Source organism: Pseudomonas wayambapalatensis, from assembly GCF_049942315.1.
GTDB classification, from domain to species: Bacteria; Pseudomonadota; Gammaproteobacteria; order Pseudomonadales; family Pseudomonadaceae; genus Aquipseudomonas; species Aquipseudomonas wayambapalatensis.
In genome coordinates, this window is sequence record NZ_JBNFMU010000090.1 from 1 (window position 1) to 17,747 (window position 17,747).

General features: G+C 62.7%; 10 protein-coding genes. 6 read left to right on the forward strand and 4 right to left on the reverse strand.

Translation table 11 applies throughout. From position 1 onward, the window contains the following. The first annotated feature begins 374 nt into the window (after positions 1–374). The 4 genes from ACPZMI_RS03495 to ACPZMI_RS03510 all read left to right on the forward strand — a co-directional run bounded on the left by ACPZMI_RS03495 (position 375) and on the right by ACPZMI_RS03510 (position 5,353). The gene (locus ACPZMI_RS03495; RefSeq protein WP_186669697.1) at positions 375–890 is read left to right on the forward strand and encodes a sigma-70 family RNA polymerase sigma factor; all 516 of its coding nucleotides are present in this window, start codon (positions 375–377) and stop codon (positions 888–890) included. Next, positions 887–1,834, forward strand: a complete 948-nt coding sequence (locus ACPZMI_RS03500) for a FecR domain-containing protein (RefSeq protein WP_186669696.1) — start codon at positions 887–889, stop codon at positions 1,832–1,834. The genes ACPZMI_RS03495 and ACPZMI_RS03500 overlap by 4 nt, the downstream gene beginning before the upstream one ends. 67 nt (positions 1,835–1,901) lie before the next feature. After that, the gene (locus ACPZMI_RS03505) at positions 1,902–4,295 is read left to right on the forward strand and encodes a TonB-dependent siderophore receptor (protein WP_426351680.1); all 2,394 of its coding nucleotides are present in this window, start codon (positions 1,902–1,904) and stop codon (positions 4,293–4,295) included. Positions 4,296–4,447: 152 nt separating this feature from the next. Then, complete coding sequence (locus tag ACPZMI_RS03510; protein ID WP_426351681.1) at positions 4,448–5,353, forward strand: LysR family transcriptional regulator; 906 nt, start codon at positions 4,448–4,450, stop codon at positions 5,351–5,353. Between the two features lie 165 nt (positions 5,354–5,518). On the opposite strand, the gene ACPZMI_RS03515 is transcribed toward ACPZMI_RS03510, so the two are convergent. The 4 genes from ACPZMI_RS03515 to ACPZMI_RS03530 all read right to left on the reverse strand — a co-directional run bounded on the left by ACPZMI_RS03515 (position 5,519) and on the right by ACPZMI_RS03530 (position 15,430). Beyond that, complete coding sequence (locus ACPZMI_RS03515; RefSeq protein ID WP_426351682.1) at positions 5,519–5,731, reverse strand: cold shock domain-containing protein; 213 nt, start codon at positions 5,729–5,731, stop codon at positions 5,519–5,521. 133 nt (positions 5,732–5,864) lie between these two features. Next, the gene (locus ACPZMI_RS03520) at positions 5,865–13,490 is read right to left on the reverse strand and encodes an RHS repeat-associated core domain-containing protein (RefSeq protein WP_426351683.1); all 7,626 of its coding nucleotides are present in this window, start codon (positions 13,488–13,490) and stop codon (positions 5,865–5,867) included. 204 nt (positions 13,491–13,694) lie between these two features. After that, on the reverse strand, positions 13,695–14,111 hold the full coding sequence (locus ACPZMI_RS03525; RefSeq protein WP_186669694.1) for a RidA family protein: 417 nt from the start codon (positions 14,109–14,111) through the stop codon (positions 13,695–13,697). Further along, entirely contained in the window at positions 14,111–15,430 is a 1,320-nt protein-coding gene (locus ACPZMI_RS03530; protein WP_426351684.1) for a flavin-containing monooxygenase, read from the reverse strand. The genes ACPZMI_RS03525 and ACPZMI_RS03530 overlap by 1 nt, the downstream gene beginning before the upstream one ends. Positions 15,431–15,711: 281 nt before the next feature. Here ACPZMI_RS03530 and ACPZMI_RS03535 point away from each other — a divergent pair, with 281 nt between their 5' ends. Together ACPZMI_RS03535 and argE are read left to right on the forward strand one after the other, a co-directional pair. After that, complete coding sequence (locus tag ACPZMI_RS03535; protein WP_426351685.1) at positions 15,712–16,389, forward strand: DUF1028 domain-containing protein; 678 nt, start codon at positions 15,712–15,714, stop codon at positions 16,387–16,389. Next, positions 16,382–17,542, forward strand: a complete 1,161-nt coding sequence (gene argE, locus ACPZMI_RS03540) for an acetylornithine deacetylase (protein WP_186669689.1) — start codon at positions 16,382–16,384, stop codon at positions 17,540–17,542. The genes ACPZMI_RS03535 and argE overlap by 8 nt, the downstream gene beginning before the upstream one ends. Positions 17,543–17,747: the final 205 nt, after the last annotated feature.

The following is a 17,747-nucleotide window of genomic DNA, read 5'->3' on the forward strand; positions in this document are numbered from 1 at the left end:
CTTCATCCGAGAGTTCATAACGCTTTGCCATCACAGAATTCCTTTCCGTAGATGGCCGGCGACTGTACAGAACCCAGGCTGTTCCGAGGCCACATTTCAGTTTCTTGGGATTTCAGACAGAGCCTAGGCTAAGGATCGGTGTGGAAGGCCTTGGAGTAAAGGCCAGGCGCCCGAGAATAGGCGGGGAGAGGCCGGGCTCAGGAGTCGTTCATCTATGCCTGTCCCAGAACATGCCTGGAGAAGGAGGGCGGGGTGACCCGTTCGGCGTACCCGATTGCAGCACGACACACCGCAAACACCTGCTTGGCGAGGCTATGAGAAAATAATTATAATCACTCGCATTCGTATCTCATCCTCCCTCAGCGTGCCTCCGAATGTCCGACCCCGCCGCGGCAGCCGAACCCAGTTTCAACACCCTCTATCGCGACCATCGCAGTTGGCTGCAAGGTTGGTTGCACCGGCGCCTGGGCGATGCCTGGACTGCGGCGGACCTGACCCAGGACACCTTCCTGCGGGTGCTCGCGGCGCAGCAGGGCAACGCCGTGCCGAGCCTGCGCGAGCCACGGGCCTACCTGCTGACGGTCGGGCGCCGGTTGCTGGTCAACCACTACAAGCGTCGCAGCCTCGAACAGGCCTATCTGGATGCCCTCGCCAACCTGCCCGAGGCGCTGGCGCCGTCGCCGGAGCAGCGCTGGTTGCTGCTGGAAACCTTGCAGGCCCTGGATGACCTGCTCGATGGCCTGCCTGCTGTGGTACGCCGGGCCTTTCTCTGGTCGCAGCTAGAAGGGCTGGACTACGCCAGCATCGCCGGGCGCCTGGAGGTGTCAGAGCGAACGGTGAAACGCTATATGGCCAAGGCATACGAACACTGCCTGCTGGTGGACCTGTGAGCACCCCGGTGGATGCCGGTGCACGCCAGTTGGCCCGTGAGGCGGCGCAGTGGCTGGCCTTGCAGGATGCCGGCCAGCTCGACACGGAGCAGGCTGCTGCACTGCAACGCTGGCGAGCCCGCAGTGCCGCCCATGAAGCCTTGTGGCAGAAGGCCGAGGGTCTGCGTCAGCGCTTCGCCCAGGTCCCGGCGCCACTGGCGGTGGCTTGCCTGGACCGTCCCGATCCGGATCGCCGCCGCCTGCTGGGGCAAGTGCTGGGCTTCGGCGCACTGGCACCGCTGGCCTGGCTGGGTTATCGGCAGTTGCCGCTGGACGACTGGCGTGCCGACCTGCGTACCGCCACGGGCGAGCGCCGCGGCTTGACCCTGCCCGATGGCAGCCGGTTGCAGCTCAACACCGGCACTGCGGTCAATCTGGACTTCGCCGAAGGTCGCCACAGGCTGCAACTGGTGCAGGGCGAAATTGCCCTCGACACCGTGGGCCCGCTGCAGGTGCAGACCCGCGACGGTCTGGTGCGGGTGCATGGGGCCAGTTTCTGCGTGCGTGAGCGTGCGCAGGGCTGTGTGGTGTCGGTGACACGTGGCCAGGTCAGCCTGCAACCGCTGGCCGGGCCGACGGTTCGCCTGGAGGCCGGGCAGCGGGCGATGCTGAGCGCCTCCGGGGTGACCGCCAGCCAGCCGTTCGACGCCCAACTGCCGGGTTGGCAGCAGGGGTTGTTGATCGTCGACGACCAGCCCCTGGGCGATCTGCTGCGTGAACTGGATCGCTACCGCCCCGGGCTGCTGCGTTGGGACCCGGCGCTGGAGCAGTTGGCGGTGACCGGCACCTTCCAGCTCGATGACACCGACCGCATTCTCGCCCTGCTGGCGGCGAGCCTGCCGCTTCAGGTGCATTACCGCACCCGCTACTGGGTGTCGCTGACCCCTCGCAAGAAAATTGCCTGAAGCCTGTCCCTTTTTTTGCGCCCGCTTGTCATCAAGGGTATCCACCCCTGACCTGAGAGCGTTCCGGATGTCCCGCACCCCTTTGCTTCGTCCTCTATCCCTGCACCTGATGCGCGCTGGCCTGCTGCTTGCGCTGGGGCTGCCCGCGCCAGGTTGGGCCGATGAAGCGCGGCGCAGCTACCAGGTGCCGGGCGGCAGCCTTGGCGCGGTGCTGACACGCTTTGCTGGCCAGGCTGGGGTCAGTTTGTCGGTGGACCCGGCGTTGGTTGCCGGGCGCAGCAGCCTGGGGCTTGCGGGCGAATACGGGGTGGAGGAGGGCTTCGCCGCCTTGCTGCAGGGCTCGGGCCTGATACTGGTCTCGGCAGGGCCCGGTAGCTTCACCCTGGTGCGCCAGGCCGCGCCGGTCGAGGGCGCGCATGTGCTGCCCGACACCAATGTCCATGGCCAGGGCGCTGCGCTGGTAGGCGACGCCTACGCCGGCGGCCAGGTGTCGCGACGCGGCAGCCTCGGCATGCTGGGCGAGCGCGACTACATGGAAACGCCCCTGAGCATGACCTCCTACACCCGCGAGATATTGCAGAACCAGCAGGCCCGCACCCTTGCAGATGTCGTCGCCAACGATCCCTCGGTGCGCAGCACCAACCCCGCAGGTGGACGCTTCGAGCAGTTCTCCGTGCGCGGTTTCAGCCTGTACAACAGCGATGTGGCCTACGGCGGGTTGTATGGCGTACTGCCGACCTATTCGATCGACATGGAGATGGTCGAGCGGGTCGATATCCTCAAGGGGCCGGGCGCGCTGCTGGGCGGCCTGGCGCCCAATGGCAGCATTGGCGGCGGGGTCAACATCGAGCCCAAGCGCGCTGGCCAGACACCGCTGACCGAGTTCACCGCGTTGTACGCCTCGGCGGGACAGGGGGGCGGTCATCTGGACATCGGTCGGCGCTTTGGTGACGAGCAACGTTTTGGCGTGCGCCTGAACGCGGTGCGCCAGGCCGGCGACACCGAGTGGGATCACCAGCACATGGACCGCGAGGCGACGGTGCTGGGCCTGGACATGAAAGGCGAGCGTACCCGCCTGTCGCTGGATATCGGCCATCAGGCGCGTGACGTGGATGCGCCGATGGAGCGTGTCGGCCTTGCCGCAGGGCTCAAGGTGCCGGATGCCAAGGACATTCATCACAATTTCGCCCAGCCCTGGAGCTACTCGCGGGCCAAGGATACCTTCGGCGCCGTGCGCGGCGAGTACGACCTGAGCGACAACTGGATGCTGCTGGGCGCCCTGGGGGCGCGCAAGGGCGACTACGACTTCATGCGCCACGCCGTGCAGGTGGTCAACGATGCCGGGCGCTTCACCGTCAGCCCGCGCGCCTTCCAGCGCGAGGAAGACGTGGTGACTGGCACGGTCGGCGTGCGCGGCTGGTTCAACACCGGCGCGGTCGGCCATACCCTCAACATCAGCCTCAATCGCTTCGACCTGACCTTCGACAACAGCGGCGCACGCTACGCCAACGGCGTCAGCAACCTGTTCGACCCGGTGACCTTGCCTGCACCGGGCGCGCCGTTGTCCGACGACAACCCGACCCACACCAACACCGTGCTGTCGAGCCTGGCCCTGGCCGACACCCTGAGTTTCGCTGACGACACTGTGCTGCTCACCCTCGGCGCGCGCCTGCAGCGTGTCGAGGTCGACAGCTCCGAGCCCGGCGAGCCCGACCAGCGCTACGACGAGCGCGCCACCTCTCCGGCCATGGGCCTGGTGTGGCGCACCACCGAGCAGCTGTCGCTGTACTTCAACTACATGGAGGGCCTGACCCAGGGCCAGGTGGCACCGGAAACGGCGAACAACGCCGGCAAGGTCTTCGCGCCGTACCGCAGCAAGCAGCTGGAGGTCGGAGCCAAGTACGACATGGGGCGCTTCAGCACCACGGTCAGCCTGTTCCGCATCGAGAAACCGTCGTACTTCACCGATGCCCAGAACAACCTCAGCGCCGACGGCCAGCAGCGCAACCAGGGCCTGGAAATCAGCCTGTTCGGAGAGCCACTGGACGGGGTGCGGGTGTTGGGTGGAGCGATGTTCCTCGATGCCGAGCAGACACGCACGGCCAATGGCCGCAACGATGGCAACCGGGCCATCGGCGCGCCGGTGGTCAATGCCAACCTTGGCGTTGAGTGGGACCTGCCGGCCATCGACGGGCTGACCCTCAGCGCCCGCGTCATCCATACCGGCAACCAGTACCTGGATGCCGCCAACCGGCAGAAGATCGACGCCTGGCAGCGTTATGACCTGGGCGCGCGCTACGCGCTCAAGCTCGGTGACAAGGACGTCACCCTGCGTGCCAGCGTCGAGAACGTGCTGGACAAGACCTACTGGGCCTCGGCCAACGTCCCCGACGGCACCGCCACTGGTCTGACCCTGTCGACCCCGCGGACGTGGCTGCTGTCGGCGACGGTCGGGTTCTGAGGGGCCGTTGCCCTGGGGGCAGGCAACAAGCGAGCAAAAATATGCTCAGCCCCCAGGCAAATCCTAGGCTGCACTGGCCGCACGCACGCGAGCCACTAAGGTAAGGTGAGAGGAAAATTCCGCGCGCCGCCCACGGCGCCCCAGAGGTGCCCATGGCTTCCTATACCTTGCGACAACTCAAGTACTTCGTCACCACCGTGGAGGCCGGCAGTGTTGCCGAGGCTTCGCGCCAGCTGTACATCGCCCAGCCGTCGATCTCCACCGCGATCAAGAGCCTGGAAGAGAGCTTCGGTGTGCAGTTGTTCATCCGTCACCACGCCCAGGGCGTGTCGCTGACCCCCAGTGGCAAGCGCTTCTACGCCAAGACCAAGGCGCTGCTGCAGATGTCCCACGAGTTCGAGCAGAACGCCCTGGCCGACAACGATACGGTGGCCGGGCAGATCGACATCGGCTGCTTCGAGACTGTCGCGCCGCTTTATCTGCCACGGCTGATCGCAGGTTTTCGCGAGCGTTATCCCGGCGTGGATATCCGCCTGCGCGACGGCGAGCAGCAGGAGCTGATCCAGGGGCTGACGGCGGGCACCTTCGACCTGGCGTTTCTCTACGACCACGACCTGGACGGCACCATCGAAGCCGAGCCGCTGATGCCGCCGCAAAAGCCCTATGTGCTGCTGCCCGAGAAGCACCGCTTCGCCAGCCAGGCCCAGGTGTCGTTGCGCGACCTGTGCCCGGAGCCGATGATCCTGCTGGACGTTGCGCCGAGCCGTACCTACTTCGTCAGCCTGTTCAACGAGATGGGGCTGACGCCGAACATTGTGTTCAGCTCGCCATCGATCGAGATGGTGCGGGGGATGGTAGGGCAGGGGTTCGGCTTTTCTCTGCTGGTGACCCGGCCGTATTCGCCGTTCACCTACGACGGCAAGCGCCTGGTGACGCTGGATATCGCCGAGCCGGTGGCGCTGTCGGGGCTGGCGGCGGCGCACCTCAAGCGTGTGCAGTTGACCAAGCCTGCGCAGTTGTTCGTCGAGTTCTGTCGCGAAGAGTTGGCGAAGCTCTGAAGGCGTCATGGAGGGTTGGAAGATTGAATAGCAGTGCACTGCTTGTATAGGCTTACCACAACAGCAATTTCGGTCGTGCCTATGCAAGCCGCGCGAGTTGACCAGACCTTTGAGTCGTCACAGTTCGGATGTATACCGTGCGACCTCATCTGATTTTCAACATGGTCACTTGGACTTTACGACCTTTACATTGGTGGCGTAGTGCTTATCACCCTTTTTGGTCACTTCGAACGACACTTCGTCGCCGTTATTCAAGCTCAACGAGCCCACCGCCTCGGTTGGCAGGATCACATCGTCATCATCAATCTCGTAGTCGAGAAAACCTGCTTTCAACTTGTTGTTATATAACTTAACCCTTGCAACTTTCGCTGTGCTCATGATTCAGCTCCTGATTGAGAACATGCCAAGGTGGCAGTACCACACTAGCGAGTTCCCCGACACGTGAACACTGGCATATTTATCAGGTGCCGGTTGCCGCAGGCAGTGCAACAACCGGCACCCTGTTGCAGCGTCATGCCAACAAGTGCACGCCGCCCCCGTGGCCCCAGCGGTAATGCTCGTTAAGCGGAACGGAGTAACGTCCCCACGGCGTGATGGGCACCGAGGCATCACCGGTGGCCATGGCGATGAAGGCGTCGGTCGAATTGTGCACAGTGTACATCTCGATCGCTTTGCCCGTTACCCAGGCCCCTGCGCTCAGTGTGTGTGAGTCAGTTGCGAAGTTGTTGAGCCGATGGGGGTGTCGCAGCATTGTGCCGTAGACGCCCGAACGAGCATAGCGTGGGTTGTTCAGGTTCAGGTGTGGCGCCTCACCCAGGTAATTGATCATCCGCTGGCCGGCAGCCTTGAGCGTGGCCATCGCACCCGGAAGTGCACTGTTCGTTGGCGGTAGATTCCCCAGTTGCTGCCTGGCGTACTCCATAGGACTCACCGCATTGCGCGACAGCCTCGTACCGAGCTTGAGACGTAAGAGCCTCTTGCCGAGCTGGCGAGTGACACGTATCGCGCCTTTAATCAGGCTCGGTATCTGTTTGATCAGACCTATCGCAGTTTGGGCTAGCGACGCCACCCCGGACGCCAGCGACACAATGCCCAGCTTTCTAGAGAGCTCGGGGTTGACGTCTTCGGTCAGCACCGACGCGACCTCGAAGCCGAATGAGAGCACTGCAAAAGTCGTCATTGCTAGGAAGAATACCGAAGCGGCCCCTCCGGTCATCACCGAGGCTGCAATACCGACGACTGTCAGCACAGCCGACAGTGCCAGGCCTCGCCAGCGTCCGCCGACCGGCATGGGGTTGGTCTCGCGTAGCGCCTGCGCATAGTTGGCCAGTTCCTGATCCTGCCCCCAGCGGCTGAGCATGATCGCGCCACTGGGGTCGTGCAAGTTGACCGGATCCGGGCAGTAGGCATAGTCGTTGATGCCACCTTCACCGAATGGGCTCAGCCAGTCAGGCTGGGCATGACGGCGCAGGGTGGGGTCGTAGCAGCGGTAGCCGTTGCCGGCGTGATAGTGATCTGTCACCGGATCGCGGCGCATGCCGTTGTAGCCACTGACCAGGTCCTTGAGCGCCGCCCCTTCGCCGAAGGGCAGCAGGGGCGCCAGTTGCAGGTCGGCATCGCACACCTGGCCGACGATGCCTGCTTGAGGATCATCGATCAGCCAGCGCACCTGGTTGCCGTCGTATTGCGCCAGGCCTGGAGAAATGTGGAGGCTGCCCATCGCTTTGCCGCCCTTGTCGAAGCACACCTGGCCGATCAGCTCGTTGCCGTCATAGCGCAGCTCCCGAGTGATCTGCTGCTGCTCATCGTATTGCGCCGCGAGGCGTTGCAGGCCGTCGTATTCATAGCGCGTGAGCAGGGCGCCTTTGTCGTTCTTGATGCTGCCGAGCCGACCAGCGGCCGTGTAGGTCAGCGCCCTTTTCTGGCTGTCCACCTGCAACTGGCCGTTGCTGTTCCACGTCAGTGATGTCTTTTGCTTGGCGCTGCTCACCGAGGTCAGGCGCGTGGGGTCCGAGGGCGTCTCGTAATTGAAGGTCTCCGTTAGCGCATCGCCCTGGAACGGCGTGCTGATGCAGCGGGTCAGGTTGTCCAGGCTGTCCCAACTGAAGGTTTGCGCCTTGATCGGAGTACCGTTGCGATCCTGCGGGCAGAGCGCCGCAGTTGCGGCGTCGCAGGCGTAACTTTCGAGGCGGTCGAGCACGTCATAGGTGAAGCGTTCGGTGCGCAGCAGCTTACCGTTCTGGTAGCTGGCTTTGCTGGTCAAGCGGCCGTCGCCGCGCCAGGTCATGTGCTGGCTGAAGCATGGCGCGCCATTGTGCAGGAAGGTCCGCACGACTTCCCGGTCAAAACCATCGTGTTCACTGTTGACTTGCCATTGACCGGCACCGGTCAGGGCATGAACCTGCCGCGATTGCAGGTGGTCAAGCTCGTCATAGCGGTAGAGCACGTCCTCGTGCACCTGACAACTGCGCAACAGCCGCCCTTGGCTGTCGAGAAACACCCGCCGCATGCAGCCGTCGGCGCGCAGCGCAGCCACTTGCTGCCCCCGCAGGCTCTGCCACTCGGCGGTCTTGACGGTACCGCGCGGGGTTTTTTCAGTGATTTGCCGGCGCCCCGGTACTTGTGCGGCTGCAATGGTGTGTAGCCAGGCGGTACTGGTTTGTGAGTCAGGTGCAGCATTGAATACCGTCGATCCGTCAACGTGGGTTTGGCTGTATAGCGCCTTACCGTCGACCTCCAGGCGGAAGCCCTTGGCATCGCTCACGCGCTGCAGTTTGGTCTTGTCGGGGAGTGTGACAGCCTGTTCATCGAACCCATACTCTCGGCTACCGATCTTGCGTGTGGTGAGCATGCCGAGATCGCTGAGTGTCTGCGTCGCGACGATCTTACCGTCGACGGTCAAGGTATGAACCCGGTTGCTGAAACCTTGATAAGCGCGCTCGATAGTCGTGGCGTCGGGCCGAATGACTTTGGTGACCCGGCCGAGGATGTCGCGTTCAAGCGTGTAGGTCTGGGTCTGGTCGCCAAAAATACGGGTGTGACTGATGACGCGGCCGTCGGTGTCGTAGTGTTCATCGACTTGCAGGTGCTGCTGGTCGGTGTCGTCTGCCCATCGCACGGAATGTTGGAAGGTACCGTTGGTTTTTGCGGTGTTGGTGGTGGTGCGTTGTGACATGCATTGAGCACCCAGAGTTTGGCATTCCCTCAGTCGAACGGAAGATTCAAAGTTGGACTCAGATAGAATTTCCGAATGAACTGATTTCACGTAGTCCTGTGACTTTTCATTCGATAGGTTGAGGCCATCGAATAGCATGAATAATTCAAGTATTTCCTCGATTTCAGGCGTGATGTCGATTGGTGTTAAGGTATGTATTTTATTTGTTTCAAAGGGTGCTCTGTTTTCGACTGCTAGTCTGAGCCAATTTTCTAGATTCTCGCTTTGGGCCGTTTTCCCGCGCTCTTGAATTCTTTTAAGAAGATCTTGGGCCTTCAAGGTTTTGGTGTTAGAGCGATCATTGCCTGTGAAACTTATATTGAAGGCATTGGTGTGCGAATTTTTGGCTCCGTGGATATCTGTCGAGGCTTTGGGATATAGGCGATTAAAGATGATCGAAACCGCTCCCCTTGGGGCACCCGGACCTCTACATGAAACGGATGCTGGCTGTGTCGCATCCGTATCTTCAGGAGTTCGCACTTCTCTCACATCAATGCTTTCCTGTACCAGTAATGAGGGTTTACCTTTGAACTCCCGAAGCGCTGCGTCCCTCCGAACAGCCTGCCCACCCGGTAAGTAATCCCATGACCAGTTTCTCTCGATGGATAGGTCGTCAATAGTCGAGAGGAGGTATTCGTTCAAAGGCACGTAGGTGTCCTGAGCTGATCTACGCCAAGCGATGCACCATGTACGTTGCAGGCCATCGAGGTACGAAAGGATCTGGTTACCAGCCTTCTGGGTGCGTTCGACCTGTCTACCATCGGCGCTGTAGATTGAGGCGATTTCCTCATCGGCTGTCTGTTTCGCGGTCTTTCTCGTGGTGCCGGAAGCCAGAACGTAGCGGGTTTCCCGAGTTACCCGCCCTGAGGCATCGCGCTCCCAATGTGTTTCCACACCATTCTCGATTTTTTCCAGCGCGCGTCGGCTGTAGCGTGAGCGAACTTCTTTACTCACTTGGGCCGTACCTGCTGCGGTGGTCGAGCTCACGATCACCTGAATACCGGGCTGTGTGGGGTTGTCGATGAAGGTCTGTACGTTGGTCAGCTCAAGGTGCTGATCGTAAGTATGTGTGGTCTGTTTGTTGGTGATCGACCACTCCCACACCTTGCTCTGCTCGCTGGGGCTTTTCTTGCTGGCGGGTGCTGAGGTGGACGCGCTGATCTGGTGCCACAGCGCGTGCTCGCCGGTCAGTTTCCACGTGGCAAGTTTGTCGAGCGTGTCGTCGATCAACGTGCCACGCAAGCCGTCCACCACGACCACGTCGGCCAGTTCCAGGTATTCCCGGTCAGCGCGTGTGACCTTCCTATAGCCGTACAGCTTGAGTCCCTGGGGATTCCCATAGTCGTCACATTGATACTCGGCCATCAGAGGAGCACTGGCGTATTCCGGTACGGACGGGCATTCCAGCTTCGGCACGCCGCTCAGGCCTTGCACGCCGCTCAGCGCGATTTGGTTGTGCGTATCATTTCCGTAGTGGCAGTAGTGGATGGAATGTGAGCCTTTGACACGTAGGCGCAGGAGATTGCCTTGAGCATCGGTCACGACCGTGGTGGCGTCTACTGTTTTGCCCAGACGTGCGCGCTGCGTTTTTGGCGACAGGCTTAGCAGGTGTTTTATTGCGCTCGCCAGGTGCTTGCGATACCTGGTCGAATACCGCCATAGCAATTGCAACACCGCCGTCTTACGTTCCACCGATGCAGACTTTGCGGTCGCCTCAATCTGGCTTCCGTTGATCCTGAGCATCATTCGCTCGATGATCTCAACCAGCTCATCTCCCCACCCTGTATAGTGGAAGGTGGTTTTTTTGCGCTCATCACCCAGTGAAAACTCCAACCAATGGGTCTGCGCAGAGCCCGCCCCTTGTAACAGCTGTGTACGATTTCCTTCTTCATCAAGGCCAAAAGCATGCAGCTCATGAGTTACGGCGGCATGCGTACCGCTTTGCACGGCGGCAATGAATACCTGGTCATCCGGATGCTGGTAGCTACCGGTATAGGTGTAGCGACCTATATGGTTCTGCTGACCTGCGCCCGGCAGCAGCGCATGCAAGGCCACCCGCGGCAAGGCAGGCGAGTTCTTCAGTAAGGCATCCTGTTTGACGTACTGCACGCACTCCACCGAACCGTCCTGCTCCTGCAGGCGGCACAGCACCCTGTCCAGGGTCGGGTCATCGTCGTAGCCGCATTCCACCTGCTGTAACACCGCCCCCTTTTGCACACGCTTGAGTGTACGCAGCAGGTAATGCTCAAGCGTGAGTTCTATCTCGAATGCTTCCGGGCTGCCGGTCCACAGCTGCATCTTCACCTGACTGTCCGTCTTGGCCTCGGGATTGATGTACTGCGCGCTGAACAGCTCGGACTCGCCGCTCTTGATGCTCATCAGCAGGAATTGGCCGTTCTGGCGTTTCCATTCTAAATCCAGCGCTTCGCCATATTGCGAGACGATACGTGAAGGCAATAGTTGCACGAACGGGCGTTCGTACAGTGCGATACGCCTGTCCAGCTCCTGGGTGTTGCCGTGCTCAGACCATGCGCGCAGGGCTTCGGAGTAATCGATGGCCGCTGCAGCAAAATAGGCAGCGGGACTCAGCGCCATCAGTACCCACTGTGTCCAGTGATCCGGAACAGTCGGAAAGTCCGGTTTGCTTTTGTTTTTTATGGCCTTGAGGGCTTGAAGCACCTTTTTACGGAAAGCTTCGTTGGGTTCGACTTCGTCGCTGCCAGGCGCTGAAGGTTTACTGAGGATCTCCTGGCGACCGCTGGGGTACTCCACAGTGAAGGTGGTGTAGTTCTTGTCGCTGGTCACCCGGCAGGCTGGGGTCTTGACGGCTTTGCCTGCCCCCAGTTGGGCCCATTGCTCGGCGCTGAGCACCACCGTGGTGCCCTCGGCGAGGGTGAGCCGACGGTGATCGATCTCCTGAGCGGAACTTGTGATGATGCTGGAGAAGCGCCAGGCCCATCCATCGCCCAGGCCGGCTTCGTTGGCGCGCAGTGCCGAGTAGTGCAAGGTCAGGTCGCACACTGGACCTAGTCCACGGAGCCCCTGCAGGGTGGTGATCGGGTAATGGGCATGGAACAGTCCGGTGCGTTCGTCCACACCGGTGCGGTCGTGGTGGCTGGTGTCGAAGACCTCGGAGTGATTGGTGTTGCCGTAGTCTTCGCACAGGAAGCTGATGGCTTCATACGCGCCCATGGGCGACGGCGGCGTGAACTCCACGGCCTGCACGCCATGCCAGAAGTGGCTGGGGTGGAAGGCGCCGATATGGCCGACGGTCAGTGTGCTCTTGTCGCGTGCGCGTTCCGGGTAGGTCAGATGCAGGTCATAGACCGTCTCGTCGATCGGCCCCGCCCAGGTGACTTTGGTATCGGTCACCTCCACCGGCCACAGCCGTTGCTCTCCCCCGCGAGGCACGCAGGCAGCGACCCGATAACCCTTGTCGTACGCTGCCTTGTCCAGGCGAAATTCCAGCACCCCATTGAGCGCCTGAATATCGACTTGCACGGTGCCTTCGCCGGCTGCCAGCGTGAACCGAGCCTCTTCGTCGCTCTGGCGGCCCGGCCAGTCGTCCTGCGCCAGCAGATACTTGACGTAGTCGCCGTCGCTCCAGCTTTTGCCATCGCCGACGTTCTCCAGCAGCACTTGCAGCTCGCTGAAACGCGGCACGGTCAGGGGAGCGTCGTTGGCGTCGATCCGTAGTTCCGGCCAGGCCTGCGTTTTGAGGAAATCGGCCAAGGCCTGTAACCAACAGGCACGGTCGCTGACCTTGTCGGCGTACTGGGGCTTGAACAAGGCGCGGTGCAGTAACTTGTGGCTGAAGGGATGGCGAATCGTGATCAGCACCGCATCCTCGGCGTTGGCCTTCCAGGCCGAGGACAGGCGAGGGCCTTTCTGGCGGCCGGCGGCGTCGGGCAGGGTGGTGAAAATGCGCAGCGCATCGCCGCGTTGCCACAGGAACAGGTTGTCGCCCTCATCGGCCTGGCCGGCCTGAGGGTTGTGCGTCGACACACGCAGGAAGGCGGACACCGGCGAGGCATTCAGCGCAGTCGCCCAGGCGCCGAGCCATTTGCCTGAGGCGCGCTGGGCCTTACTGGGTGTCCACTGATGGTGAGCCAGCAGGCGATGGGAAAACCCATCGTAGACCCACGCCTGTACTGGCTGAGCGTCATCGAGGGCTTGCCCGCCTTCGATGGTCTGGCTTTGCCACCAGTGCACCTCGGTGAGGGTCACGCACAGTTCGGCGCACTGCGGCACCCAGAAGGCATTACCGCTTTGGGCGGGCATTACGGTGCAGGCCTCGAGGACACCCGCACGCAGTATCTGGCTGTCACGGTTAATTTGCTGGCACAACGCTTTGGACCAGTTCGTCCCGGCTTGCTCGGCCGTCGCTGTGAAGAAGTGTTGCTCGTACAGGGCCTGGGAGGTCAGGTCGCGGACTTGCAGGCACAGTGTGCCACCCGCCGGAAGGCTGAAGGCGTCGTCACAGGCCAGTCCCTGCACCAGGTTGGCGGCGAACGGTGCGTTGCTGAACGCCCGATAGCGCGCCGGACTCCACAGTCGAAGGGGCTCGGTGGCAGTCGAAAAGACGCTGCCCGCACTCCAGGCTCCGGCAGCCATCGGCTCACCGGCGGCGGCCAGATGATCGGCGAATGCCTTGGGCCAGTGTTTGGCAGAGCGCTGGGCCTTGGGAGCGGAGTAATCGATTCGACGGATATCGCCGTTCAGTCGGTCGATGAGAAATGCACTCAAGACTTCGCCTTCGGTCAGCGCGCGGCCTGCCTTGAGGGTGCTGCTGGTGATCCAGCCGCCTTCGATGCTCCCCACACGCTCGAGCGAAAAATCCGTCATGTCGGGGAGGGTGCCGTCGGGCTGGGTGGAAATCAGGTAAGGGACGTGCTGCTTTTCGGTCTTCCAAGCCTGGGTCATGTCACGTTCCTCTGTGAAGGGATGTAGCCCAATGTTCTGCCGCGCTGAGCGCTTGACGGATGAGGGCTATTGAAAGGCGCACAGAGGCTGGCCACAACTGACAAAGTTGTCAGGTGGCATAGACGTTTTTTTGAAGGCTTCCCGGGGACTTTTCAGCCCGGCGATAGGGATGGGCCGCACAACGGCCCTTGTTGATTTCGCCGATTACTGCTGATCCGGCACCACCGCAATCACATCGATTTCCATCAGCCACTCAGCCTGTGCCAGCCCCGCGACCACCAGCCCGGTGGAGATCGGGAACACGCCCTTGAGCCACTTGCCGACTTCGCGGTACACCGGCTCGCGGAAGCGCGGGTCGGTAATGTAGGTAGTGGTCTTGACGATATGCGACAGGTCGGAGCCGGCCTCTTCAAGCAGTTGCTTGACGTTTTTCATCGCCTGCTCGGCCTGCGCCTGCGGGTCGCCCAGACCGACCAGCCGGCCTTCGAAATCGGTGCCGACCTGGCCGCGTACATAGATGGTGTTGCCGGCACGCACGGCCTGGCAGAGGTCGTTGTCCAAGGTCTGGTTGGGGTAGGTGGCCTTGGTGTTGAACATGCGGATGCGGGTATGGGTAGGCATCAGTGGGCTCCGAGGGTGCTGACGTTGCTGATCGAGGTGTGTGGCTGTTCATCCGCGTCGCGCTGGTCGCGGTCGCGGTAGGCCAGGTAGGTGCGCTGGGTGGCGATATGGCCGGCGACGTGCTTGGCGTCGTGCCATACGCCCCAGATGAATGACGAGCCGCGGCGCGACAGCCAGGGCAGGCCGAGGAAATACACCCCCGGCTCGCGGGCCACGCCGCGCTGGTGCTGGGGTTTGCCATTGGCGTCGAAGGTGTCGACCTGCAGCCAGCTGAAGTCCACGCCGTAGCCAGTGGCCCAGATGATGCTGGTGACGCCAGCCTTGGCCAGGTCCAGCTCCAGCAGCGGGTTGCTGATGCAGTCCGGGTCGGCCAGGCGTCGGCGCGCTTCAGGCTCTTCTGGCAGGTCCAGGCCGTTGCGCTCGATGTAGGCATCGGCGGCATCGAGCAGGGCCAGGTAGTTCTCGTCGCCGCGGCGGATGTTGTCGGCCAGGTTGTCCTGGAAGCGCACCACGCCGTCTTCGAACGACTGGGTCAGGCCGACCAGGGTCATGCCCTGGTGGGCGAGGGCGCGGAAGTCCACGGTATGGCCGCCACGGGCACCGCTGACGGCAATGGTCACGTGCTCGCGGCCGGGCTTGGCGATTTCCGCGTCCCATTCACCCAGCACGCCCAGCCACCAGCAGAAGTCGCGGTTGCGGTAGGCACGCGGCGGGCGGTCGTGGGCGCCGACCGAGAGGTAGACCTGGCGCCCGGCGCGCATCAGCTCCTCGGCGATCTGCACCCCGGAAGACCCGGCGCCGACCACCAGCACCGCGCCTTCAGGCAACTGCTGCGGGTTGTAGTAGGCGGCGGAGTGGATCTGGTGCAGGCGCTCGTCCTTTGGCGCAATGGCCGGGATCACCGGTTTCTGGAACGGGCCGGTGGCAGCGACCACGCGGTTGGCACGGATCACGCCTTCATTGGTTTCGATGGTGAAGCCTGGGCGGTCGCTGTTGCGCACCACGCGCTTGACCTCGATGCCGGTACGCACGGGCAGGTTGTACTTGCGCACGTAGCGTTCGAAGTAGTCGGCGACCTGGTCCTTGCCGGCGAAGGCATCGGCATCGAGGTCGAATTCAAGGCCGGGGAAGCGGTCGTGCCAGACCGGCCCGTTGGCCACCAGCGAGTCCCAGCGCCCGGTACGCCAGGCCTCGGCGATGCGATTGCGTTCCAGCACCAGGTGCGGCACGCCGAGTTTGCTCAGGTGTTCGCTCATGGCCACGCCGGCCTGGCCGGCGCCGACCACGAGGGTGTCGATTTCGAGATTGTTCAGTGTCATGTCCGAGCCCTTGTTCAGGCGGTTTTTGTCAGGTCGGTTGTGGAGGACCGCCGTTGCCTGGGGCCAGACTAGGGATGCACGGAATTTCGCGAAAATAGTATTTAGCTGGGGCTTGCCGATAAATTGGCGAAGGGTGGCAGCGCTGCAGCGGCCAGCCCGCCAGATTTGCCCGGCAAACCTGGGGTGCCCAGTTTTTTCCTCGCCAATGCCAAGCAAAATGCTCGTTTCGCCGTCGCCAGGGCTTGCCGAGAATGCCGGTAAACCCAGAAAGGAGCTGCACCATGACCTTCTCCATCATCGGCCGTTGCCAGGAAACCGGCCAGGTCGGCATTGCCATCAGCTCGTCCAGCATCGCCGTCGGTGCCCGCTGCCCGTGGGTGCGCGCCGGGGTAGGGGCGGTGGCGACGCAGAACATCACCCTGCCGGCCCTCGGCCCGCAGATCCTCGACGCCCTGGAGCAGGGCCAGTTGCCGCCCGCCGCGGCGCTGGACCGGGTGCTCAGTGCCAACGGTTGGAGCGAGTATCGCCAGGTGACGGTGATCGACAGCCATGGCCAGGTCGCGCTGTTCACCGGCAAGGAGGCGCTGGGCGTGCACAACGCCGTGGCGGGTGAGCAATGCGCCGCAGCCGGCAACCTGCTGGCCTCTGCGCAGGTGATCGAGGCGATGGTGCACGCGTTCGAGCAGGCGGGCGGGCACCTGGCCGATCGCTTGCTGGCGGCGATGCACGCGGCCTTGGCTGCCGGTGGCGAGGCGGGCCCCGTGCACTCGGCAGCGTTGAAGATCGCCGGCGAGCTGACCTGGCCGCTGGTGGACCTGCGTGTGGACTGGGCCGAGCACGATCCGATCGGCGAACTCGACCGCCTGTGGCAGGCCTATCGCCCACAGATGCAGGATTACGTCACCCGTGCCCTGAATCCGACCACGGCCCCCAGCTACGGGGTGCCGGGCGATGAGTGATCTCACCAGCCGCGCCGTGCTGGAGCGCCTGATCGGCTTTGCCACGGTCAGTCGCGACTCCAACCTCGAACTGATCGGTTTCATCCGCGATTACCTGGCGGGGCTGGGGGTCGAGAGCGAACTGTTCCTCAACGAGGAGGGCACCAAGGCCAACCTGTTCGCCACCATCGGCCCGACCGATCGTGGCGGCGTGGTGTTGTCCGGGCATACCGATGTGGTGCCGGTGGACGGCCAGGCCTGGAGTGTCGAGCCGTTTCGCCTGAGCGAGCGCGATGGGCGCCTGTATGGCCGTGGCACGGCCGACATGAAGGGCTTCATCGCCTCGGTACTGGCGGCGGTGCCGGCGTTCCTCGCCCAGCCGCTGACAACGCCGGTGCACCTGGCATTCTCCTATGACGAAGAGGTCGGCTGCCTCGGTGTACGCTCGATGCTGGAGGCGCTCGAACAACGCCCGAACAAGCCGCGCCTGTGCCTGATCGGCGAACCCACCGAGCTCAAACCGGTACTCGGGCACAAAGGCAAGTTGGCCATGCGCTGCCAGGTGCACGGCGCCGCGTGCCACTCGGCTTATGCACCCTATGGCGTCAATGCCATTGAGTATGCCGCGCAATTGATCGGCAAGCTGGGCGAGATCGGCGGCGAGCTGGCGCGTCCCGAGCACCATGACGCGCGCTTCGATCCACCGTTCTCTACCGTCCAGACCGGCGTGATCAAGGGCGGGCGGGCGTTGAACATCGTGCCTGAGGAATGCGAGTTCGACTTCGAGGTGCGTGCCTTGCCGGGCTTTGAAGCCAAGGTCGTGGCCGAGCGCTTGCAGGCCTACGCCGAAACCGACCTGCTACCGCGCATGCGTGCCGTCAGTGATGCCAGCGATATCCGCCTCAAGCCACTCAGCGCCTACCCGGGGCTGGCAACGCCCGAAGACAGCGAAGCGGCGCGCCTGGTGGCGCTGCTCAGCGGTTCGGAAGATTTCGGCACCGTGGCCTTTGGCACCGAAGGCGGGTTGTTCGACCAGGCGGGGATCCCGACCGTGGTCTGCGGGCCGGGCAGCATGGACCAGGGGCACAAGCCGGACGAGTTTGTCAGCGTTGCGCAACTGCAGGGTTGTGATGCGATGTTGCTGCGGTTGCGTGATTATCTCGTTGGTAACTGAGGTGCTTGCCGAAAGATTTTTAGCGCCTATGAGATCGAGCGCCGCCCGCGCGGCGCTTCGCGGGCAAGCCCGCTCCCACAGTTTGTTTCGGGCCAATTATGCCTGTGCCACAGGCGCGCGACCGCCTGGTGTGTACGACTCGATATCGCGCCGTGCGCCAAAGGGGTCGCGCGAAAATGCAGAGCCTTGACGAACTGCGCGAGCA

Excerpts from the sequence above, each read along its gene's own strand:
- ACPZMI_RS03515 (WP_426351682.1), bottom strand. The coding sequence starts at position 5,731 with ATGAGCACAGCGAAAGTTGCAAGGGTTAAGTTATATAACAACAAGTTG.
- ACPZMI_RS03495 (WP_186669697.1), top strand. The coding sequence starts at position 375 with ATGTCCGACCCCGCCGCGGCAGCCGAACCCAGTTTCAACACCCTCTAT.
- argE (WP_186669689.1), top strand. The coding sequence starts at position 16,382 with ATGAGTGATCTCACCAGCCGCGCCGTGCTGGAGCGCCTGATCGGCTTT.
- ACPZMI_RS03510 (WP_426351681.1), top strand. The coding sequence starts at position 4,448 with ATGGCTTCCTATACCTTGCGACAACTCAAGTACTTCGTCACCACCGTG.
- ACPZMI_RS03535 (WP_426351685.1), top strand. The coding sequence starts at position 15,712 with ATGACCTTCTCCATCATCGGCCGTTGCCAGGAAACCGGCCAGGTCGGC.
- ACPZMI_RS03530 (WP_426351684.1), bottom strand. The coding sequence starts at position 15,430 with ATGACACTGAACAATCTCGAAATCGACACCCTCGTGGTCGGCGCCGGC.
- ACPZMI_RS03520 (WP_426351683.1), bottom strand. The coding sequence starts at position 13,490 with ATGACCCAGGCTTGGAAGACCGAAAAGCAGCACGTCCCTTACCTGATT.
- ACPZMI_RS03505 (WP_426351680.1), top strand. The coding sequence starts at position 1,902 with ATGTCCCGCACCCCTTTGCTTCGTCCTCTATCCCTGCACCTGATGCGC.
- ACPZMI_RS03525 (WP_186669694.1), bottom strand. The coding sequence starts at position 14,111 with ATGCCTACCCATACCCGCATCCGCATGTTCAACACCAAGGCCACCTAC.